We start from the raw sequence: 20,712 nt of genomic DNA, 5'->3' as shown, positions 1-20,712 counted from the left end.
ACCTCGGTGCGTATAACGAAACGGAGTGCGATGAGCGCAACGCCAGTTTGCGTGCGGCCGCGAACCCTTGTCAAGGCGTTCACAGGACAGCCACGACCCTTTTCAAGGTTGCTCTTCATGCAATCTCATGCACGTCAAGCAACTCGCTGATGTCCGGCGGCACGGGCTCCTGATGCGGCCCCGACGCCAGAGCCAGCAGCCGGGAGGCCTTCAGCCCGGTCTCTCTCCACTCCCGCTCCGGGTCGGATCCCCAGGTGATGCCGGCGCCGGTGCCGAAGCGCAGCGCCGGGCCTTCGGGGGCGCAGCGGTCGATCCAGAAGGTGCGGATGCCCACGGCCAGTTCGCCGGTCCCGCGGTCGGCGTCGACCCAGCCGACGCCACCGCAGTACGGCCCGCGGGGCGCCGTCTCCAGCGCCTCGATGATGCGCAGCGCGCTGGACTTGGGCGCGCCCGTGACGGAGCCGGGAGGGAACCTGCCGGCCAGCAGCTCCGGCCAGCCCGCCCCCTTGTCCAACTCGCCCCGCACAGTGGAGACCAGGTGGACCAGGCCCGGATGCTGCTCGAGCGTGCACAGTGCCGGGACGGTCACGGATCCGGTGGCGCAGACCCGGCCGAGGTCGTTGCGGACCAGGTCCACGATCATCACGTTCTCGGCGTGATCCTTCTCCAGCAGATCGTCCGCCGTGCGGCCGGTGCCCTTGATCGGTCCGGACTCGACGCTCCGGCCGTCGCGCCGCAGAAACAGCTCGGGCGAGGCCGTGGCGACCTCGACGCCGTGGGCCGGCAGCCGGACCGTACCGGCGTACGGAGCGGGATTGCCACGGGCCAGCAGGGCGGTCAGCTCGTCGACATCGGCCGTCTCGGGGCCGGGCAGCGACGCGGACAGCACCCGGCACAGATTGGCCTGGTAGACCTCGCCCGCGGCGATGTGCTCGCGGATGCGCCGCACCCCCGCGGTGTAGGCGGTGCGGTCCAGGGAGGAGGTCCAGTCGGCGGGCGCCGGGCCCTGCCAGGCCCGGGGCGCGGGCACGGGGTGCCCGGCGTACGTCCCCGAAGCGGGCGCACACCAGAGCGCCGTCGAAGTCGGCGACCACCGCCCAGAAGCCGGCGGAGTCCAGGGCTGCGGGATCTCTGGTCACATCACGCAGATCGGCGGCGACGAGGGAGCCGAAGCGGGCCAGCGGGGCGGCGTCGTACACAGCGGTTCGTCCAGTGAACAGGTGGGCCGGGGCCGGATGTTCCTCGGCGGCGGGGACGGCAGGGCCGGGGCTCTCGTCCGCGGTCCGCCCTCAAGGGCGCGGTCGCGGACGGGAGCCCCGGCGGGGCAGGCCGTGCCCGTCTCACCAGCCGCGGGCCGCCCACTCCTGCAGGTGCGGTGCTTCCGCGGCGATGGTGGTCGTCTCGCCGTGTCCGGTGTGGACGACCGTCTCACCGGGGAGCGTCAGCAGCCGGTCGCCGATCGAGGAGATGATCGTGCCGAAGTCGCTGTGGGAGCGCCCGGTCGCGCCGGGCCCTCCCGCGAACAGCGTGTCGCCGCTGAACAGTGCTCCCAGTTCGGGTGCGTACAGGCACACGGCGCCCGGAGCGTGCCCGGGCGTGTGGAGGACGCGCAGGCCGATGCCCGCCACCTTGAGTTCGTCGCCGTCGGCGAGCGGGCCGTCGGGCCGCCGGTTCGGGTGCGCCATCGTCCACAGCACCTGGTCGTCGGGGTGCAGGAGGATGGGCGCGCCCGTGGCGTCCGCGACGTCCGGCGCCGCGTTCACATGGTCGTTGTGCGCGTGGGTGCACACGACGGCCGACAGGCGGCGGTCGCCGACGGCCGCCAGGACGGCGCCGGCGTCGTGCGCCGCGTCGATGACGACGACCTCGTCGTCGTCGCCGACGATCCAGACGTTGTTGTCGACGTCCCAGGTGCCGCCGTCGAGGCTGAACGTCCCGCTGGTGACGAGGTGTTCGATACGGGGTGCGCCGGCCATCACAGCACCACCACGGAACGCAGCACCTCACCGCGGTGCATCTTCTCGAACGCCTCCTCCACGTCGCCGAGGCCGATGGTCTCGGAGACGAAGGCGTCCAGGTCGAAACGCCCTCCCAGGTACAGGTCGATGAGGGCCGGGAAGTCGCGCGAGGGCAGGCAGTCGCCGTACCAGCTGGACTTCAGCGAGCCGCCGCGCCCGAAGACGTCGAGCAGTGGCAGTTCCACCGTCATCTCCGGGGTGGGCACGCCGACCAGGACGACCGTGCCGGCCAGGTCGCGGGCGTAGAAGGCCTGCTTGTAGGTTTCGGGGCGGCCGACTGCCTCGACGACCACGTCCGCACCGAAGCCTCCGGTCAGCTCGCGCACCGCCTCCACGACGTCTGCCGTCGTGCCGTCGACGGTGTGGGTGGCGCCCATGCTCAGGGCCCGCTCCAGCTTGCGCGGGTCGACGTCGACGGCGATCACCTTGCTCGCGCCGGCGAGCCTCGCGCCCGCGACGGCGGCCATTCCCACTCCGCCGCAGCCGATGACGGCGACGGAGTCCCCGCGGCCGACGGCGCCGGTGTTCACGGCTGCGCCGAAGCCCGCCATGACGCCGCATCCGAGCAGGCCGGCGGCGGCCGCCGGGGCCGCCGGGTCCACCTTGGTGCACTGGCCCGCGGCCACCAGCGTCTTCTCCGCGAAGGCGCCGATGCCGAGTGCGGGTGAGAGGGGGGTGCCGTCGAGCAGCGTCATCGGCTGCGTCGCGTTGTGGGTGGAGAAGCAGTACCAGGGCTTGCCCTTGCTGCAGGCCCGGCACTGGCCGCAGACAGCACGCCAGTTGAGGATGACGAAGTCGCCCGGCTCGATGCCGGTGACTCCCTCGCCGACGGCCTCGACGCGGCCGGCCGCCTCGTGCCCCAGCAGGAAGGGGAAGTCGTCGTTGATCCCGCCCTCCCGGTAGTGGAGGTCGGTGTGGCAGACGCCGCACGCCTCGATCCTGACCAGCGCCTCACCCGGACCGGGGTCGGGGACGACGATCGTCTCGACGGAGACCGGTGCGCCCTTCTTCAGGGCGACGACGGCACGAACCTCATGAGCCATGAGTTACTCCTCGAGCGGGAAACCTCCCGCACATGTTGCCTAATTAGATACACGTACCGCTATGCGCAACTGATCCTCGGGGAGGGAGCGCCGGGGGTCAAGAGGTCGGACCGGCGGCGTCGGCTCGGCCGGATCCGCCCACGCGAACACGGGGAGGCCCAGATGCGGCCCTTGCCCCGCGCCCGGTTTTCGCCCCGGAATTCGCTCCGCCGGCAGTTCAGCGCGCGGCCTGCGGATCCGCCATGACCTCGGCCGTCCGCACACCGTCGTCCGGCTCCGCTTCGCCGTCGGCGTCGGCGTCGGCATCGGCATCGGCATCGGCATCGGCCGTCTTCTCACCCGCGGGAGCCGGCTTCGTCCTCGGCTCGGCGCGCAGGGCCTTCACCAGGGAGACGCACAGGCCGATCATCACGAAGAGGAACGGGAAGGCGGCGATGATGGCCACTTGTTTGACCGCCTCCAGGCCGCCGGCCAGCAGCAGGACGGCCGCGACCAGGCCGGTGAGCGTGCCCCAGAGGATCACGACGGGGCGGCTCGGGCTCGTACAGCCGCGACAGGAGAGCATGCCCAGCACCACGGAGGCCGCATCGGCACCGCTGACGAAGAACAGGCAGACCAGAACGATCACCACTACCGAGGTGAGGGTGAACCAGGGAAGAGTCTGCAAGGTGGCGAACAGGCCCGCTTCCTCGCCCTTGGCGACCGCCTCGGACAGATGACCGCCGTGCATCTCCTGGTTCAGCGCGGTACCGCCGAGGATCGCGAACCACACGACGCTCACCAGGCTCGGCGCGATGATCACACCGACGATGAACTGCCGGATCGTACGGCCGCGGGAGATCCGTGCGATGAACGTGCCCACGAACGGCGTCCAGGAGATCCACCACGCCCAGTAGAAGACCGTCCAGCCGGAGAGCCATTCGCCGCCGCCGAAGGCACCGGTCGTGAAACTCATCTTGGGGAGCGAGGCCAGGTATCCCCCCAGTGCCTCGGTCTGGCTGTTCAGGATGAACACCGTGGGACCCACGACGAAGACGAACAGCAGCAGGAGGCCGGCCAGGATCATGTTGCCGTTGCTCAGCCACTGGATGCCGCGATGCACCCCGGAGAGGGCGGAGAGCACGAACATGACGGTGAGGACCGCGATGATCGAGACAGCGAGGGCGGTCGAGTCGTCGACGCCCCAGAGCGTCTTCAGGCCGCTGTTGATCTGCAACGCGCCGAGCCCGAGGGAGACGGCGGAGCCGAAGAGGGTGGCGAAGATCGCCAGGATGTCGATGGACTTGCCCAGCGGTCCGTCGACCCGGTCACCGAGCAGGGGACGGAAGGCGGAGCTGATCAGACTGTTGCCGCTCTTGCGGAACCCGAAGTAGGCGAGCGCGAGGCCGGCGACGGCGTACATCGCCCAGGGGTGGATCGCCCAGTGGAAGTACGAGTACTCCAACGCCACTTTGGCCGCGTCCTCGCTCCCCGCCTCGGCCGTACCCGGCGGGGGGCTGGACATATGCATGATGGGTTCACTCGCCCCGTAGAACATCAGGCCGATGCCCATGCCGGCGCTGAACATCATCGCCACCCAGGAGGCGGTGCTGAACTCGGGTCGCTCGTGATCCTTGCCGAGCCGGATACAGCCGAACCGGCTGAACGCCAACACGGCCGCCAGCAGCACGAATCCGGAGCTCGCCAGGACGAAGAGCCAGCCGAAGTTCCCGATGATCCGGCCCAGCGTCGCCTCGGCCACCGCGGCAAGATTGTCGGTGAAGAACACTCCCCACGCCACGAACAGGGCGGACAGCGTCACGGATATGTAGAGGACGGCCGGGTCCACTCGCCCCAGGACCGATCTTGCTTTCTTCGTCGTTGCGGTACTCATCCGAAGCCTTCCGAAAGAGGACGTGGGGCGGGGGCAGGGCCTCTGCCCTGCGGGAACCACCGCACATTGGTGCGTGACACGCAACTGTCAGCTTGATGTGCAACACAGTCCCTTCCGGGTCCCGGTACGTCAAGCCCCGTACACCCATCGTTTCGGTCTCGACCGAGCCCGGCCGCGGGGATGTCCGGCTACGGCTCGGAGGCGAGAGCGCCGGCGTGCGGGCTGCTGACGCCGCCGTGCAGCGACCGCAGATGACGTTCGTGTACCGCCTGCGTGTACAGGTCCGCCGTCGCCGCCGCAGCCGTGTCCCAGCCGAAGGACCGGGCGTGCCGTGCAGCGGCCTCGCCCATCCGGGCGGAGAGTGCCGGGTCGTCGGCGAAGCCGTGCAACGCCCGCGCGTAGTCCACCGGATCGTGCCCCGGTACGAGCACGCCGCTCGTACCGTCCCGTACGGCCACGGGCAGGCCGCCGACCTCGGCCGCGATCACCGGGGTGCCACAGGCCTGTGCCTCGATCGCCACCAGGCCGAAGGACTCGCTGTGGGACGGCATGACCAGGACCGACGCCGCCCTGTACCAGTCGGCGAGCTGTTCCTGGCCCGTTGGCGGCCGGAACAGCACGACGTCGCCGATGCCGAGCCTGGCCGCCAGGTTCTGCAGCCCCTCCGGCTTGGCGAGTCCGCTGCCGCTCGGCCCGCCGATGACCGGCACCACGATCCGCTCGCGCAGCCGGGGCCGCTCCTGCAACAGCCGGGCCACGGCGAACAGCAGGACGTCCGGCGCCTTCAACGGCTGTATACGGCCCGCGAAGAGGGGGACGAGCGCGTCCTGCGGCAGCCCGAGGCGGGCGCGGGCCGCGGTCCGGCCGGCCTCGACGCCCGAGGCGTCGGGCCGGAAGCGCTCCAGGTCGACGCCTGGATGGACGACGGCGACCCGGCCGGTGTCGGCGTCGTAGTGGCGGAGCAACTCCTCCGCCTCCTTCTCGGTGTTGGCTATCAGCCGGTCCGCGGCGCCCACTATCTGGGTCTCGCCGATGACGCGAGAGGCGAGTTCGGGGGTGTCGCCCTCGGCGAGCGCGGCGTTCTTGACCTTGGCCATGGTGTGCATGGCGTGGACGAGGGGGACGCCCCAGCGTTCGGCGGCGAGCCAGCCGACGTGGCCGGAGAGCCAGTAGTGCGAGTGGACGAGGTCGTAGTGCCCCGGCCGGTGGCCCGCCCACGTCTGCATGACACCGTGCGTGAACGCGCACAGCTGGGCCGGCAGGTCCTCCTTGGCCAGACCCTCGTAGGGTCCCGCGTCGACGTGCCGCACGAGGACACCGGGGGCGAGCTCGACGACGGGCGGGAGCGCGGCGGAGGTGGCGCGGTGAAGATCTCCACCTCGACGTCGATCGCGGCGAGCCGCTTGGCGAGCTCGACGATGTAGACGTTCATGCCGCCCGCGTCGCCCGTGCCCGGCTGGTGCAGCGGTGAGGTGTGCACGCTGAGCATCGCGGCGGGGGCGGCGGTGGGGGCCGGGAAGCGGCGATCGGGGCGGCCCGGCGAGGGCTTTTGAGGCGGGGCCGCGGTGCCTGCCGAGCCGGGTCGTGTACGGGCTCATGTCGCCGGTCCCCCTTGCGGCTGCCGTGGCCTGCCGGCGGCAGGCCGGGCGCCTCGTCGTCGTTGAGGCCGGGCAAGCATGGCGTCGACCTCGACCGGGGTGAGCCCCGCGTCGCGGGCCCCTCCAGACAGTTGCACCGGTCGGTGAGCGAGACCCGCAGGTCGGTGGCGACGCGACCGAACGTGTCGATGAGCACCGCTCCGCCGCCTCCGTCAGCACTCGATGACGTTGACGGCGAGGCCACCGCGGGCGGTCTCCTTGTACTTCACCTTCATGTCCGCGCCGGTCTCCTTCATGGTCTTGATGACCTTGTCGAGGGAGACGTGGTGGCGGCCGTCGCCGCGCATGGCCATGCGGGCGGCGGTCACCGCCTTCACCGCGGCCATGCCGTTGCGTTCGATGCAGGGGATCTGGACGAGGCCGCCGACCGGGTCGCAGGTCAGGCCGAGGTTGTGCTCCATGCCGATCTCGGCGGCGTTCTCCACCTGCTCCGGGCTGCCGCCGAGCACCTCGGCCAGGCCGCCCGCGGCCATGGAGCAGGCGGCGCCGACCTCGCCCTGGCAGCCCACCTCGGCGCCGGAGATGGAGGCGTTCTCCTTGAACAGCATGCCGATCGCACCTGCCGTGAGCAGGAAGCGGACGATGCCGTCGTCCTTGTCTCCTGGGCGGGCCCCGCCCGGCACGAAGTTGAGGTAGTAGTGCAGGACGGCCGGGATGATCCCGGCGGCGCCGTTGGTCGGGGCGGTGACGACCCGGCCGCCGGCCGCGTTCTCCTCGTTCACGGCCATCGCGTACAGGGTCACCCACTCCATCGCGCGGCCCGCCGGGTCGCCCTCGCTGCGCAGCGCCCGGGCCGCCGCCGCGGCCCGGCGGCGGACCTTCAGGCCGCCGGGGAGAATCCCCTCGTGGGACAGGCCTCGGGAGACGCAGGCCTGCATGACCCGCCAGATGTCCAGCAGCCCGGTGCGGATCTCGTCCTCGGTGCGCCAGGCCTTCTCGTTCTCCAGCATCAGCGCGGAGATCGACAGGCCGGTCTCCCGGGTGAGGCGCAGCAGTTCGTCACCGGTGCGGAAGGGGTGCTTCAGTACGGTGTCGTCGAGCTTGATCCGGTCCTCGCCGACGGCCTCCTCGTCGACGACGAAGCCGCCGCCGACCGAGTAGTACGTCTTCTCCAGCAGCGGCAGCCCCTGCGCGTCGTACGCGAACAGGGACATGCCGTTGGCGTGGTACGGCAGCGAGCGCCGGCGGTGCAGGACCAGCTGGGTCGAGGCGTCGAAGTCGATCTCGTGGGCCGGGCCGATCTCGGCGGCGAGGAGGCGGATGCGGTTGGTGGTGCGGATCCGCTCGACGTCCAGCTCGGCGTGGGCGACGTCGACCGTGTGCGGCTCGTTGCCCTCCAGCCCGAGCAGGACGGCCTTGGGGGTGCCGTGGCCGTGGCCGGTGGCGCCGAGGGAGCCGAAGAGCTCCGCCCGCACCGCGGCGGTCTGGGCGAGCAGGCCGTCCTTCTTCAGCCGGACGGCGAACATCCGGGCGGCGCGCATCGGGCCGACGGTGTGCGAGCTGGAGGGGCCGATGCCGATGGAGAACAGGTCGAAGACGCTGATTGCCACGCCACACTCCGTGGGATTGGAGGGACATGTGGACCGTGCCGTGAGCATGTCCCTTGCGAGGGTTGTCGGTTACAGGCCTGGGTAGAGCGGGTGCTTCTCGGCGAGGGCGGTGACCCGGGCGCGCAGGGCCTGCGCGTCGTAGGCCGGCTTCAGCGCCTCGGCGATGATGTCCGCGACCTCGCGGAAGTCGTCGGCCGTAAAGCCGCGGGTGGCCAGTGCCGGGGTGCCGATCCGCAGGCCGGAGGTGACCATCGGGGGCCTCGGGTCGTTCGGGACGGCGTTGCGGTTGACGGTGATGCCGACCTCGTGGAGGCGGTCCTCGGCCTGCCGGCCGTCCAGCTCGCTGTTGCGCAGGTCCACCAGGACCAGGTGCACGTCGGTGCCGCCGGACAGGACGGAGACGCCGTGCTCGGTGACGTCGGCCCGGACCAGGCGCTCGGCGAGAATGCGGGCGCCGTCCAGCGTGCGCTGCTGGCGCTCCTTGAATTCCTCCGAGGCCGCGACCTTGAAGGAAACGGCCTTGGCCGCGATGACGTGCTCCAGCGGGCCGCCCTGGAAGCCGGGGAAGACCGCGGAGTTCAGCTTCTTCGCGAACTCCTTCTTCGCCAGGATGATGCCGCCGCGGGGGCCGCCGAGGGTCTTGTGCGTGGTGGAGGTGACCACGTCCGCGTACTCGACCGGGTTCGGGTGCAGACCGGCGGCCACCAGGCCGGCGAAGTGCGCCATGTCGACCCAGAGGTACGCCTCGACCTCGTCGGCGATCCGGCGGAACGCCGCGAAGTCCAGCTGCCGCGGGTACGCCGACCAGCCGGCGATGATCACTTTCGGGCGGTGCTCCTTGGCGAGACGCTCGACCTCGGCCATGTCCACCAAGCCGGCCTCGTCGACGTGGTACGCGACGACGTCGAACTGCTTGCCGGAGAAGTTCAGGCGCATACCGTGGGTGAGGTGGCCGCCGTGCGCGAGGTCCAGGCCCAGGATCGTGTCGCCGGGCTGGGCGATCGCGAACAGCGCGGCCTGGTTGGCCTGCGCGCCGGAGTGGGGCTGCACGTTGGCGTGCTCGGCGCCGAACAGCTCCTTGATGCGGTCGATCGCGATCTGCTCGACCACGTCGACGTGCTCGCAGCCGCCGTAGTAGCGGCGGCCGGGGTAGCCCTCGGCGTACTTGTTGGTCAGGACGGAACCCTGGGCCTCCATGACCGCGACCGGGGCGAAGTTCTCCGACGCGATCATTTCCAGGGTGGACTGCTGACGGTGGAGCTCGGCGTCGACAGCGGCGGCGACATCCGGGTCCAGCTCGTCAAGGGGCTGGTGGAAGAGGGTCATCGGCGGTCTCCTTGCGTGTGGGCGCAGTACGCGGCATACGCGTCGGCGGACAGTGCGCCTGCGATGTTCTCGACCCGCAGCTTGAACAGCCAACCGACGGTGTAGGGAGAAGCGTTGACAGCGCCCGGGTCGTCGGCCAGCGCGGTGTTGACTTCCAGGACCTCACCCGAGGCAGGTGCCAGCAGGTCGCTGACGGCTGTGGGTGACCTGATCTCCCCGCAGCTCTCCCCGGCCTCGACGTGGGTGCCGATGTCGGGCAGCCGGAGGTGGACGACATCGCCGAGCGCGTCGGCCGCGAACGCGGTGATGCCGACGGTGGCGTTGCCCTTGTCCACGACCAGCCACTCGTGGCCCCAGGTGTACCGCAGGTGCTGCGGAACGCTCATGGAGATCTCCCGAGGGGACCGCAGAGGCAGTCGGGGCGGGGAGCTCATGAGGCGGCGGCCGCGACGGCCGGGGTGAGGGTGCGGCGGAGCCGGTTGAACAGCTTCGGCTGGTTCAGGGAGAGCACGGCGACGGGGTTGCCCTCGTGCCGGTAGACGGCCGTGAAGGAGCGGCTGTCGAGGTCGCCCTCGACGACCTGCGGCTCGGCACCGGGGGCGACGTGTCCGGCGAGCTGGATGCGCACGTTGTACTGGTCGGACCAGAAGTACGGCGCGGTGCGCGGTGCGGGGGCCGACACGCCGGAGAGCAGCGTGCGGGCGGCGGTCTTCGCCTGCTCGGTGGCGTTGCTCCAGTGCTCGATGCGGGCGTGCCGCCCGGTGAACAGGCTGGGGCAGCGGGCGACGTCACCGACGGCGACCACGCCCGGGACGCTGGTCGCGCAGCCGGCATCGCACACCACTCCGTCGTCCACCTGAACGCCGGAACCGGCGAGCCAGTCGGTGGCGGGCCGTACCCCCACCCCGACCACGACGATGTCGGCGGGCAGCAGGCGCCGGTCGGCCAGCCGTACGCCGGTGACCCGGCCGTCGCCGTCGAGTCCGGCCACGCCGGTTCCGCACAGCAGGCGCACTCCGTGATCGGTGTGGAGCGAGGAGCACACCAGCCCCATCTCGCGCCCCAGTTGGCGTTCCAGTGGTACGTCGAGCGCCTCGACGACGGTGACGTGGAGCCCGAGCTGGTGAGCGGTGGACGCCACCTCGGCGCCGATGAAGCCGGCGCCGATGACGACGACCCGGGGCAGGCCGTCCAACAGCTCGGCGCGCAGGGCCTTGGCGTCGTCCAGGGTCCGCAGGGTGTGGACACCGGCCAGACCCTGCGTGCCGGGGAGCGTCCGGGGACTGGCGCCGGTCGCGACGACGACCCCGTCGGTGCGCAGTTGCCTCCCTCCGGCCAGGGTGAGGGACCGGGCTGTGGTGTCGAGCCGCATCGCGCGCTCGCCGAGCCGCCACTGCACGTTCAGGTCCTCGTACTCGTCCGCGTCGCCGAGCGCGAGCGCTTCGGCGTCGAGGTCGCCCTTGAGGAAGTCCTTGGACAGCGGCGGGCGGTCGTAGGGGGTGTGGCGCTCCTCCCCGATGACGACGAGGTCGCCGTCGTAGCCTTCTGCGCGCAGCGCGCGGACCGTGCTCAGACCTGCCAGCGACGCTCCGACGACGGTGATGCTCTTCACGCCGGCTCCCCGACGGTGACGTGGAGTTGGACATGGCCGCCTGCCGGGAAGACGTGGCGGGTACCCACCGGGCCCTTCACCGGCGGGCGGGTGACGCGGCTGGACTCGCCAGGCGGCAGGTCTTCGATCCGGCACACCGTGATCATGGGGAACCTCCGGGTTGCGGTGCCCGACTGGGTTGGGAAGCCGTCGGCCGGGGGTGACACCCGGTTCGTCGACGGAGCGGGAGCGACGAGGCCGTCTCGAATAACACAACCAAACTCACTATGCGCAACATGCTTTCGGCTGGCCCCAGGGGTTGTCAAGAGAGAGGGCCGCACCAGTTCGCCATGGTGCATGGCGTTGCGCCATGCTCAACACTGCACCGGCTGGGAGGTGACGGCCTGCGGTCACAGGTCCGGCTCGCCCCTCCCCCAGAGCTCCGCCTGGGAGGTGCCCCCGTCCAGCAGGATGTCGCCCATGCCGGAACCAGGTTCGGCCGCGTGATCGTCCAGGAAGTCTCGATGGGCAGGCCCGCGCCCAGGCCCGCGACCGAACCGTGGTGGCTGCGGATCCGGCGCCCTCACGGCAAGGTGCGGCCGCACCTCGGCGATCGCCGGAGCGGGTGGCCGACGGGCCCGTCCACCTGCCGGAGGGGCCGCACGGCAGGTGGACGGGCTGTACCGGGTGGGGCGGGTCAGTCAGTGGGCCGCGCGTCGAGCTTGTCCTGCAGCCAGGTGTGGAATTCGCCGATGTGGTGCTCGCTGGGCACCAGGACACCGCCCTTGGCATACGCCCTCGAGCTCATCGCCGGCTGCGTGCGCTCACACGCGTCGAAGTCCTGCAGGTTCACCCGGTGGAACAACTCCACCGAACGCTCCACGTCCTTGCCGCTCTCCACGACATGCGCCAGATACAGCCAGTCGCACTCCACGATCGTGCGGTCGGGCGCCATCGGATACAGGGGCACGCAGCCGTCCGGCCCCTCAGGGGGTCGGACGGCTGCGTGTCGCGCCGTTCGGCGCTTGCGTCGTCAGGATCGTTCGAGGTCGCCCTCCCTCAGACCGGCGGCGCGCTCCCTGTCGGCAGCCGAGGGCTGCCGGGAGCGGGCGGGCAGGGCACTGGTCTCCGCCAGCGTGCGGCCCCGCGTCTCCTCCGCCCAGGCCAGGGACACCGCCCAGCCCACCAGGGTGATGCCCGCACCGATCAGCATGGTCGTGCCGATGCCGAGCTTGCTGAGGGAGATCGGCAGCAGGAAGGTGCCCGCGGCGGCGCCGACGCGACTGATCGAGGTGGCCACGCCGTCCGCCGTGGCCCGGATGCCGGTGGGGAACATGCAACACCACACACGTCACGCAACTTGCGTTCCCATGGCTGACGAGTGCCGCAAGGGACTGCCCCGCCAAGCGTGACAGTTGCCCGCCGGCCCTTGACCAGCCGGCCGTCCACACTGGACGATGTTGCGCATAACTCATCCTGTTGTGTATTACGCATCAACGGAGGATGCCATGTCTCCCCGACCGCAGTCCGGCAGCGAGTTCGTCCTCACCCTTTGGTGCCCTGACCGGGCCGGTCTCGTCCACGCCGTGACCACCTTTCTCGTCGGCCACTCCGGCAACATCCTGGAGAGCCAGCAGTTCGACGACCGACTGCAGAACCGCTTCTTCATGCGGGTGCACTTCGATGTCTCCGACCCGGACATTTCCCTGAGCGAACTGCGCACCGGTTTCGGCCCGGTGGCCGAGGCGTACCGGATCACCTGGCAGCTGCACGACGCGGCGACCCCGACCCGCGCACTGATCATGGTGTCGAAGTTCGGCCACTGCCTGAACGACCTGCTCTTCCGCAGGTCCACCGGCACGCTCAACATCGAGGTCCCGGCGATCGTCTCCAACCACCGCGACTTCGAGCCCCTGGCACAGAACTACGGGATCCCGTTCCACCACATCCCGGTGACCCCGCAGACGAAGGGCGAGGCGGAGGCGCGGCTGCTGCAGCTCGTGAGCGAGCTCGACATCGACCTCGTCGTCCTCGCCCGCTACATGCAGATCCTCTCGGACGACCTGTGCAAGCAGCTCGACGGCCGGGCGATCAACATCCACCACTCGTTCCTGCCGAGCTTCAAAGGCGCGCGGCCCTACGTCCAGGCGCATGAGCGCGGCGTCAAGCTCGTCGGTGCCACGGCGCACTACGTCACGTCGGACCTCGACGAGGGCCCGATCATCGAACAGGACGTGGTCCGCGTGGACCACTCGCGCGCCCCGGACGAGTTGGTCACCATGGGCCGCGATGTCGAGGCCCAGGTGCTCGCCCGCGCCGTGGAGTGGCACAGTGAGAGCCGCGTACTGGTCAACGGCAACCGCACGGTCGTGTTCCGCTGACCGCGCCGGCCGGGGCTGCGACTCCTTTTGGCCGCCAAGGGTTCACGCGCGCAGGCAGCGCGCCGGCGCGTGCGTCCGCGGGTGACCGCCTCACTCAGCCGCCGCGGCAGCGCCGGGTCCGCTCGCGCGCGGGGTGCGCCTCGCGGGCGGCCGTGCGGGCAGCCGGATCGGGGCCGCGCGGCAGCGGTGTCCGGCAAGACGGCCGGCCGGCTCCGGCGTCGGGGTGGGCCTGCGGCAGCGGCGACGACCGGCCGGGGCCGCGGGGTGGAGGCGCAGGACCTGCTTGGCGCGTCGGTCCGCTCGCGTCCGCCCTGTGGGCGCCGGATACCTTGAGGACATGGCCGGGTACTGGTATACCGGCTTATCCGTGCGCGGGCCGCTGATGTCGCTGCACAGGCCGCGGCCTTGAGGGATCCATGGAGCCCAGTGCGTATAGTTGCGCTATGAGCAACCATACGGCAGATGGCGAAACAGCAGGTCCCGCGGCGGGCGGCGTGCAGTCCGTCGACCGTGCCGTCAGCGTCCTGGAGATCCTCGCCCAGCGCGGCGAGGCGGGCGTGAGCGAGGTCGCCGCCGAGATCGACGTGCACAAGTCGACCGCGTTCCGTCTGCTCGGGGCGCTGGAGGCGCGTGGTCTGGTCGAGCAGGCGGCCGAGAGGGGCAAGTACCGGCTCGGCTTCGGGATCGTGCGTCTGGCGGGCGCGGTCACGGGCCGTCTGGACCTCACCCAGCAGGGCCGGCCGGTGTGCGAGCGGCTCGCCGAGGAGATCGGTGAGACCGTCAACATCGCCGTCCTGCAGGAGCATTACGCGGTCAACCTCGACCAAGTGCGTGGCCCGGGCGCGGTCGGCACGCACAACTGGGTCGGGCAGCTCACCCCGGTGCACGCCACCTCCAGCGGCAAGATCCTGCTGGCTCACCTGCCGGCGAAGGAGCGGGCCGCAGTGGTCGCGGGGTCCGGGATGCAGAAGCTGACGCCGCGCACCATCACCGCCAGGACCAAGCTGGAGAAGGCTCTCACCGAGGCGCGGGAGCGCGGTTACGCGGTGTCGCTGGAGGAATTCGAGATCGGGCTGCACGCCATGGCGGCGCCGATCCGGTCCCGCGACGGCGAAGTCATCGCCGCCCTCAGCGCCTCCGGCCCCGAGTACCGCTTCACCGAGGAACGGATGCACGAGCTCGCACCCGTGCTGGTCGAAGGCGCCGAGGAGATCAGCCGCCGCATGGGCTACATCGGCTGAGTCCCGCCCGGGCCGAGGGGCCCGGGCGGCGCCGCCTGCCCCTCGCCGGTGCGCCCTGCCGCACGCGGCTCGAGCCGGACCACGATGCTCTTGGACGTCGGCGTGTTGGAGATGTCGGCCACCTAGTCGAGCGGGACGAGCACATTGGCCTCGGGGAAGTAGGCCGCGCAGCAGCCGCGGGGCGTGTCGTAGGCGACGGCGCGGAAGTCCTGTGCCCGCCGCTCCTGGCCCTCCTGCCACTCGCTGACGAGGTCCACCGGGTCCCCGTCGGTGATCCCGCGCTCGGCGAGGTCGTCGGGGTGGACGAACACCACTCTGCGTCCCTGGTGGATGCCGCGGTAGCGGTCGTCGAGGCCGTAGATCGTGGTGTTGTACTGGTCGTGGCTGCGCAGTGTCTGCAGCAGCAGGCGGCCGGGCGGGACGCGCAGCACTTCCAGCGGGTTGACCGTGAAGTTGGCCTTGCCCGTGCGGGTGGGGAACTGCCGCTCGTCGCGAGGGCCGTGCTGCAGGGTGAAGCCTCCGGGGTGGCGGACCCGGGTGTTGAAGCCGGCGAAGTCGGGCAGGACGCGGGCGATGCTGTCGCGGACGGTGTCGTAGTCGGCCCCGAAGGCCGCCCACGGCACGTCGTCGTCCGCCCCGAACAGGGCGCGTGCCAGCCCGCAGACGACGGCCGGCTCGGAGAGCAGGTGCGGGGAGGCGGGTGGCAGCCCGCCGCGCGAGGCGTGCACCATCCCCATGGAGTCCTCGACGGTGACGAACCGGTCCTTCCCGTCCGGTCCCCGGTCGCGTTCGGTGCGGCCGAGGACAGGGAGGATGAGGGCCTGCCGGCCGCAGACTGCGTGGGAGCGGTTGAGCTTGGTGGAGACCTGCACGGTCAGCCGGCAGCCACGCAGGGCGCGCTCCGTGGCGGCCGTGTCGGGGGCGGCGGAGACGAAGTTGCCGCCCATGGCGAAGAACACCTTCACCTCCCCGGTGCCCATCGCCCGGATCGTCTCCACGGCGTCGAAACCGTGGTGACGGGGCGGGTCGAATCCGAACTCCTTGTGCAGCGCGTCGAGGAATTCCGGCGCCGGCTTCTCGTAGATGCCCATGGTCCGGTCGCCCTGGACGTTGGAGTGGCCTCGCACAGGGCACACTCCGGCGCCGGGGCGGCCGATGTTGCCACGCAGCAGCAGAAAGTGCACCACCTCGCGGATGGTGGGCACGGAGTGCTTGTGCTGGGTCAGGCCCATGGCCCAGCACACCACGATCGACCGGGCGGACAGGACGTCGCGTGCGGTCTCCTCGATGGCTTCGCGGGCGAGTCCGGTCGCCTCGGCGACGTCGTCCCAGTCAAGTGTGCGCAGGTGTGCGGCGTAGGCCTCGAAGCCGTCGGTGTGCGCGGTGATGAAGTCGTGGTCGAGGACCGTGCCGGGCGCGGCGTCCTCGGCCTCCAGCAGCAGCCGTGACAGCGCCTGGAAGAGCGCCTGGTCGCCGCCGAGCCGGATCTGCAGGAACCGGTCCGCGAGGGGCGTTCCGCCGCCTGCGACTCCGCGGGCGTTCTGCGGGTTCTTGAAGCGCAGCAGCCCGGCCTCGGGCAGTGGGTTCACCGCCACGATGCGCGCACCGCGCCGCTTGGCCTTCTCCAGCGCGGACAGCATGCGCGGGTGGTTGGTGCCGGGATTCTGCCCGACGACGAGGATCAGGTCGGCGCGGAACAGATCGTCGAGGTGGACGCTGCCCTTGCCCACCCCGATCGTCTCGGTGAGCGCCGAGCCGCTCGATTCGTGGCACATGTTCGAGCAGTCCGGCAGGTTGTTGGTGCCGAATCGCCGTACGAGCAGCTGGTAGAGGTAGGCGGCCTCGTTGGAGGTCCGCCCCGAGGTGTAGAAGGCGGCCTCGTCGGGGCTTCGCAGCGCCTTGAGCTGCTGGGCGATGATGTCGAACGCCGTCTCCCAGGTGACCGGCACGTACGTGTCGGAGTCGGCCGGCTTGTACATCGGCTCGGTGAGGCGGCCCTGCTGGCCCAGCCAGTAGTCGCTGCGGCCCGCGAGTTCGCCCACCGGGTGCGCGGCGAAGAACTCCCGCGTCACCCGGTGGACGGTGGCCTCCTCGGCGACCGCCTTGGCGCCGTTCTCGCAGAACTCGGCCCTGCTGCGGTGATCGCCCTCCGGCCAGGCGCAACCGGGGCAGTCGAAGCCGTCCTTCTGGTTGACCTTCAACAAGGTCAGTGCGGTGCGCCGCACGCCCATCTGGTCGTACCCCATGCGCAGCGCATGGGTCACCGCGGGGATCCCGGCGGCCCAGCGCTTCGGCTCGGTCACTTGCAGTGCGTCCTCGCCGGGGTCCACGCGCGGCGCCTTGCGTGCCATGACTGCCTCTCTCGTCCGATGTGCCGGTGGGACTGCTGCTATGCGCTCAGCTTGTCCTGCAGCCAGGTGTGGAATTCGCCGATGTGGTGCTCGCTGGGCACCAGGACACCGCCCTTGGCATACGCCCTCGAGCTCATCGCCGGCTGCGTGCGCTCACACGCGTCGAAGTCCTGCAGGTTCACCCGGTGGAACAACTCCACCGAACGCTCCACGTCCTTGCCGCTCTCCACGACATGCGGCAGATACAGCCAGTCACACTCCACGATCGTGCGATCGGTCGCCATCGGATACATCCGATGGAAGATCACATGGTCCGGCACCAGATTGATGAACACCTGCGGCCTCACCGTGATCGCGTAATAACGGCGGTCCTGCTCCTGCGCGACACCCGGAATACGGTCCAGACCCTCCGACCCGTCGACCGTGAACCCCTGCACCTCCTCACCGAACCCGGCGCCGTGCCCGACGTAGTACTGCGCCGCATACCCGTCCGCGAACTCCGGCAACACCTCGGTGAGTTCGGGATGGATGGTCGCGCAGTGATAGCACTCCATGAAATTCTCGATGATCAGCTTCCAGTTGGCCTGCACGTCATACGTGATCCGCCGCCCCACCCGCAGATCATCGATCCCATACCGCTCGATCGACTCGAGATCGCCCAACCGCTCGACCACCGCACCCCGCACCTCCGCCTCGAACGACGGCGGAGTCTCGGCCAGGCACACCCACACATACCCCAGCCACTCCCGCACATGGACATTGACCAAGCCGTACTCCACCCGGTCGATATCCGGCATCGACGTCAGATTCGGCGCCGCCACCAGCTTGCCGTCCAGACCATAGGTCCAGGCGTGATACGGGCACTGGAACGCCCGCTTCACCTCACCCGACTCCTCCGTGCACAACTTCGCCCCACGGTGCCGGCAGATGTTCAAGAACGCCCTGACCGAACCGTCCCGGGAACGGGAGACCAGCACACTCTCCCGCCCCACCTGGTACGTGCGGAAAGCACCGGGCCTGGCCAGATCGGCGGCACGGGCCACACAGAACCACATGGCCTCGAAAACCCGCTCCTGCTCCCGGGCGAAAACCTCAGGATCGGTGTAGTACTCACCGGCCAGCGTGGCGATCAAGCTGGGCGGCAGATTCGTGATGGTCATCGTGTCACCTTCAAAAGATGTCAGACGCGCACACGGCGGGGGTGGGCCGTCAGAGACGGTTCACGACGGCGCGTTTCTCAATAAGAGACAGGTGGCGTATTATGAAACAAAGAATCTGGCGTGAGGGCAGCGGTGTCAAGACACCGGCCCAAGGCGGGCGGGGCCTGAGATGCCGGCCGGACACCGGGCCCTCAGCGCAGCAACGCCTGCGCCGGGGCCGCCGCCTCGACGCCCCAGCGGACGGTCACCCGCACCGCATCGAGCGTCGAGGCCGCATCGTGCACGCGCAGGCACCAGACGCCCTGCGCGGCGGCAAGCACGGAAACGGCCGCGGTCGCGGCATCCCGCGACCGCGGCGGGCGCACCTGGCCCGTCGCCGGGTCCGCCAGCAGCCCCCCACCTGGCCGGCGAGGAACTCCTTGGACAACGGCGGCCGGTCGTAGGGGCGGTGGGTCTCGTCGCCGACGATGACGAGCCGTCCGTCAAACCCCTGTGCGCGCAGGGCCCGGGCGGCCGACCGTCCGGCCGGCGAGGCGCCGACGACCGCCACGCTCCTCACGCAGCGCCTCCGGCGACCGGGACCGCTCCGAGCCGTGCGGCGACACAGGAGGGCGGGAGGTTCGGCGGGGCGTCGGAGAGCTTGACGTAGATCATGCCGTCCTCGACCAGGACCTGGTGGGTGCGCACGGGGAGCCGGGCCGGCGGGGCGTCCACGCTCCCGGTGCGCAGGTCGAACTTCGAAGCGTGCAAGGGGCATTCGACCTCGCATCCCTCCAGCCAGCCGTCGGAGAGCGAGGCGTCCTGATGCGTGCACGTGTCGTCGATCGCGTAGAACTCGCCGTCCTCGGTGTGGAACACGGCGACGGGCGGGTCGGACTCGATCCGGAACGCCTCGCCTCGCGGCAGATCGGCGACGCGGCACGCAGGAATCATCATGACCACCTCAGCGCGTATTACGGAACTGATTGCGTAAAGTGCAACGCCAGTCTGAGGTCGCCTCTACCCCTTGTCAAGGAGTCGTTGGGGGCATCCCAGAGGTCTCCCGCAGCTCACCCGCTGCCGGGGAACTGCCGCACGCACCACCGGCCGGATCACCAAACGGCCGGCCCCCGACCGCGCGCGGAGCCGGCCGCGTTGTGGGCCAGCGCGGTCTCGCGTGAACGGGCGGGCCCCCATGGCTCGTCGCCGCGCAGGGTGACGCGGTGCATGATCCGCCGGAAGTCGCCGTAGTCGCGGTTGGCGTAGTGGGCCGTGGACCGGTTGTCCACAGAGTGACATCGCCGTCGCGCCAGCGGTGCCGCACCAGGTACTCGGAGGCGGCAAAGGGCTCGTCGAGCAGCAGCAGCGGGGGGCGACGGCAAGCGCCCGGGCGATGGCCACCCGCTGTTGCTGCCGCCGGAGATCTCCCAGGTGCGCCGGTCGCCGGTCTGTGCCAAGCCGACGCGCTGGAGCAGCGCCTCCGCCCGGTCCCGGCGCTCGGCCCGCGGGACGCCCGCGTAGCGCAGGGCCGACTCGACGTTGCCTCGCACCGTGCGCCACGGGAACAGCCGCGGCTGCTGCAACTCCGGCCTGCCGCCCCGGCGTCGGGGGCTGCCCGGCGACCGTGATCGCGCCGTCCGTCGGCTGCTCGAATCCGGCGATCAGCCGCAGCAGCGCGCTCTTCCCGCAGCCCGACGGCCCGACCACCTCGCCCGTCGATGGCGAGCAGGCTCCCTTCTCCGGCGCGCTCCTGTCTCGTGAGATCGCCCTGTCTTACCTGGCGCTTGAGTTCGCAGGAAACCTGTGTGATGAGCCGGATGTGCCTCGTGGTCCCGAGGGACGCTAGGGTCAGCCGCGTGACGCTCCTGGAGACCCAGCATGTGGACGCCCACGTCGACTACTACGGGCTCGGCCTGCAGGACGCCGATGACGGTTGGCTGCCGACGATGTTCCCCGAGGGGTTCACCCAGGGGCCGTTCCTTTCGGAACAACCGGGGCGTATCGACATCACGAGTGCCGGACACACGCAGACCGTGTCCTTCGATGCCGAGATCTGGAGCGGTCCCCCGCCAGTGCCCGACGGCGAATGGGACGAGTCCGAGACCGCCCGCATCGAATGCCGCTCCGGCGAGCTGCGGCTGTGGGCAGTGGCAGGCGGGCCGGCCCGGCAGGGCATCGTTCTGCCCCACGCATCGGCGACATGGAATGTTCACGTCCAATGCCGAGGCCGTGCCGCCGCGGCAGAGGCGTGTCTCGTCGACGTCCCTCATGGAGTCGAGCAGTACCTGGCCCAGTTCTGGCCTGTCTGATTCCGGGGTGGGCCGCAGTCTTCAGCGGCCCGCCCCAGGACTGGTCAGCCAGTGATCTTGACCAGGCACCCGTCGTCGCTCTGCCCCTTCAGCGTGATGCACAGGCCTGGGGCTCCGGTTGTCCCTACCGTCGCCATGCTCATCACATGGTAAGTGAACTGGATCTGCCGACTGTCGAGCGGGACGGTGCCGACCACCACGACATCGAAGGCACTCTCGCCGACCGGCCTGC

At 70.5% G+C, this 20,712-nt stretch carries 17 protein-coding genes and 5 pseudogenes; 4 read left to right on the top strand and 18 right to left on the bottom strand.

Features of this window, described 5'->3' with window-relative positions:
* Positions 1-115: 115 nt before the first annotated feature.
* The 12 genes and pseudogenes from ACWD0A_RS24510 to ACWD0A_RS24455 form a co-directional block, all read right to left on the bottom strand.
* Positions 116-1,199 (bottom strand): annotated as a pseudogene (locus ACWD0A_RS24510) (chorismate-binding protein).
* Between the two features lie 141 nt (positions 1,200-1,340).
* A complete protein-coding gene (locus tag ACWD0A_RS24505) occupies positions 1,341-1,976 on the bottom strand; it encodes an MBL fold metallo-hydrolase (RefSeq protein ID WP_451301385.1) in 636 nt (211 codons plus the stop codon).
* Positions 1,976-3,061: an S-(hydroxymethyl)mycothiol dehydrogenase gene (locus tag ACWD0A_RS24500; RefSeq protein ID WP_451301383.1), complete on the bottom strand. Its 1,086-nt coding sequence runs from the start codon at positions 3,059-3,061 to the stop codon at positions 1,976-1,978. The genes ACWD0A_RS24505 and ACWD0A_RS24500 overlap by 1 nt, the downstream gene beginning before the upstream one ends.
* 217 nt (positions 3,062-3,278) lie before the next feature.
* Entirely contained in the window at positions 3,279-4,934 is a 1,656-nt protein-coding gene (locus tag ACWD0A_RS24495) for a BCCT family transporter (RefSeq protein WP_451301381.1), read from the bottom strand.
* 188 nt (positions 4,935-5,122) lie between these two features.
* Positions 5,123-6,532: pseudogene (gene mshA / locus ACWD0A_RS24490) on the bottom strand (D-inositol-3-phosphate glycosyltransferase).
* A gap of 212 nt (positions 6,533-6,744) precedes the next feature.
* Positions 6,745-8,142: an L-serine ammonia-lyase gene (locus tag ACWD0A_RS24485; protein WP_451301379.1), complete on the bottom strand. Its 1,398-nt coding sequence runs from the start codon at positions 8,140-8,142 to the stop codon at positions 6,745-6,747.
* Positions 8,143-8,211: 69 nt separating this feature from the next.
* On the bottom strand, positions 8,212-9,468 hold the full coding sequence (gene glyA, locus ACWD0A_RS24480) for a serine hydroxymethyltransferase (protein ID WP_451301377.1): 1,257 nt from the start codon (positions 9,466-9,468) through the stop codon (positions 8,212-8,214).
* On the bottom strand, positions 9,465-9,854 hold the full coding sequence (gcvH, locus tag ACWD0A_RS24475) for a glycine cleavage system protein GcvH (RefSeq protein WP_451301375.1): 390 nt from the start codon (positions 9,852-9,854) through the stop codon (positions 9,465-9,467). The genes glyA and gcvH overlap by 4 nt, the downstream gene beginning before the upstream one ends.
* Positions 9,855-9,898: 44 nt before the next feature.
* Positions 9,899-11,080, bottom strand: a complete 1,182-nt coding sequence (locus tag ACWD0A_RS24470; protein WP_451301373.1) for an NAD(P)/FAD-dependent oxidoreductase — start codon at positions 11,078-11,080, stop codon at positions 9,899-9,901.
* Entirely contained in the window at positions 11,077-11,226 is a 150-nt protein-coding gene (locus ACWD0A_RS24465; protein ID WP_451301371.1) for a hypothetical protein, read from the bottom strand. The genes ACWD0A_RS24470 and ACWD0A_RS24465 overlap by 4 nt, the downstream gene beginning before the upstream one ends.
* 530 nt (positions 11,227-11,756) lie before the next feature.
* A pseudogene (locus ACWD0A_RS24460) lies at positions 11,757-12,023 on the bottom strand (SRPBCC family protein); the annotation flags it as partial.
* A gap of 69 nt (positions 12,024-12,092) precedes the next feature.
* The gene (locus tag ACWD0A_RS24455; RefSeq protein ID WP_451301369.1) at positions 12,093-12,395 is read right to left on the bottom strand and encodes a hypothetical protein; all 303 of its coding nucleotides are present in this window, start codon (positions 12,393-12,395) and stop codon (positions 12,093-12,095) included.
* Between the two features lie 172 nt (positions 12,396-12,567).
* Here ACWD0A_RS24455 and purU point away from each other — a divergent pair, with 172 nt between their 5' ends.
* Both purU and ACWD0A_RS24445 read left to right on the top strand, forming a co-directional pair.
* A complete protein-coding gene (gene purU / locus ACWD0A_RS24450) occupies positions 12,568-13,440 on the top strand; it encodes a formyltetrahydrofolate deformylase (protein WP_451301367.1) in 873 nt (290 codons plus the stop codon).
* Between the two features lie 443 nt (positions 13,441-13,883).
* A complete protein-coding gene (locus ACWD0A_RS24445) occupies positions 13,884-14,681 on the top strand; it encodes an IclR family transcriptional regulator (RefSeq protein WP_451301364.1) in 798 nt (265 codons plus the stop codon).
* Between the two features lie 122 nt (positions 14,682-14,803).
* Here the strand turns inward: ACWD0A_RS24445 and ACWD0A_RS24440 are convergent, their stop codons facing one another.
* The 6 genes and pseudogenes from ACWD0A_RS24440 to ACWD0A_RS24415 all read right to left on the bottom strand — a co-directional run.
* The gene (locus tag ACWD0A_RS24440; RefSeq protein WP_451301362.1) at positions 14,804-17,032 is read right to left on the bottom strand and encodes an FdhF/YdeP family oxidoreductase; all 2,229 of its coding nucleotides are present in this window, start codon (positions 17,030-17,032) and stop codon (positions 14,804-14,806) included.
* Between the two features lie 38 nt (positions 17,033-17,070).
* Positions 17,071-18,192 (bottom strand): aromatic ring-hydroxylating oxygenase subunit alpha, encoded by a 1,122-nt coding sequence (locus tag ACWD0A_RS24435; RefSeq protein ID WP_451301360.1) that lies wholly within the window; start codon positions 18,190-18,192, stop codon positions 17,071-17,073.
* Between the two features lie 394 nt (positions 18,193-18,586).
* Positions 18,587-18,751, bottom strand: a pseudogene (locus tag ACWD0A_RS24430) (FAD-dependent oxidoreductase); the annotation flags it as partial.
* Positions 18,748-19,128, bottom strand: coding sequence for a bifunctional 3-phenylpropionate/cinnamic acid dioxygenase ferredoxin subunit (locus tag ACWD0A_RS24425; protein ID WP_451301358.1), 381 nt, complete (start codon positions 19,126-19,128; stop codon positions 18,748-18,750). The pseudogene ACWD0A_RS24430 and the gene ACWD0A_RS24425, both read right to left, overlap by 4 nt.
* 155 nt (positions 19,129-19,283) lie before the next feature.
* Entirely contained in the window at positions 19,284-19,460 is a 177-nt protein-coding gene (locus ACWD0A_RS24420; protein ID WP_451301416.1) for a hypothetical protein, read from the bottom strand.
* Between the two features lie 14 nt (positions 19,461-19,474).
* Positions 19,475-19,878, bottom strand: a pseudogene (locus ACWD0A_RS24415) (ATP-binding cassette domain-containing protein); the annotation flags it as partial.
* Between ACWD0A_RS24415 and ACWD0A_RS24410 the strand changes: the two are divergent.
* Both ACWD0A_RS24410 and ACWD0A_RS24405 read left to right on the top strand, forming a co-directional pair.
* The gene (locus tag ACWD0A_RS24410; protein WP_451301414.1) at positions 19,796-20,017 is read left to right on the top strand and encodes a hypothetical protein; all 222 of its coding nucleotides are present in this window, start codon (positions 19,796-19,798) and stop codon (positions 20,015-20,017) included. The pseudogene ACWD0A_RS24415 and the gene ACWD0A_RS24410 sit on opposite strands and share 83 nt — an antisense overlap.
* Before the next feature lie 10 nt (positions 20,018-20,027).
* Positions 20,028-20,480: a hypothetical protein gene (locus ACWD0A_RS24405; RefSeq protein ID WP_451301356.1), complete on the top strand. Its 453-nt coding sequence runs from the start codon at positions 20,028-20,030 to the stop codon at positions 20,478-20,480.
* The last annotated feature ends 232 nt before the right edge of the window (positions 20,481-20,712 follow it).

It is taken from the genome of Streptomyces sp. NPDC002867 (assembly GCF_053591895.1).
This window is presented reverse-complemented; position numbering and strand designations above follow the sequence as displayed.

Excerpts from the sequence above, each read along its gene's own strand:
- ACWD0A_RS24465 (WP_451301371.1), bottom strand. The coding sequence starts at position 11,226 with ATGATCACGGTGTGCCGGATCGAAGACCTGCCGCCTGGCGAGTCCAGC.
- ACWD0A_RS24500 (WP_451301383.1), bottom strand. The coding sequence starts at position 3,061 with ATGGCTCATGAGGTTCGTGCCGTCGTCGCCCTGAAGAAGGGCGCACCG.
- gcvH (WP_451301375.1), bottom strand. The coding sequence starts at position 9,854 with ATGAGCGTTCCGCAGCACCTGCGGTACACCTGGGGCCACGAGTGGCTG.
- ACWD0A_RS24495 (WP_451301381.1), bottom strand. The coding sequence starts at position 4,934 with ATGAGTACCGCAACGACGAAGAAAGCAAGATCGGTCCTGGGGCGAGTG.
- purU (WP_451301367.1), top strand. The coding sequence starts at position 12,568 with ATGTCTCCCCGACCGCAGTCCGGCAGCGAGTTCGTCCTCACCCTTTGG.
- ACWD0A_RS24435 (WP_451301360.1), bottom strand. The coding sequence starts at position 18,192 with ATGACCATCACGAATCTGCCGCCCAGCTTGATCGCCACGCTGGCCGGT.
- ACWD0A_RS24445 (WP_451301364.1), top strand. The coding sequence starts at position 13,884 with ATGAGCAACCATACGGCAGATGGCGAAACAGCAGGTCCCGCGGCGGGC.
- ACWD0A_RS24455 (WP_451301369.1), bottom strand. The coding sequence starts at position 12,395 with ATGTTCCCCACCGGCATCCGGGCCACGGCGGACGGCGTGGCCACCTCG.
- ACWD0A_RS24425 (WP_451301358.1), bottom strand. The coding sequence starts at position 19,128 with ATGATGATTCCTGCGTGCCGCGTCGCCGATCTGCCGCGAGGCGAGGCG.
- ACWD0A_RS24440 (WP_451301362.1), bottom strand. The coding sequence starts at position 17,032 with ATGGCACGCAAGGCGCCGCGCGTGGACCCCGGCGAGGACGCACTGCAA.
- ACWD0A_RS24505 (WP_451301385.1), bottom strand. The coding sequence starts at position 1,976 with ATGGCCGGCGCACCCCGTATCGAACACCTCGTCACCAGCGGGACGTTC.
- glyA (WP_451301377.1), bottom strand. The coding sequence starts at position 9,468 with ATGACCCTCTTCCACCAGCCCCTTGACGAGCTGGACCCGGATGTCGCC.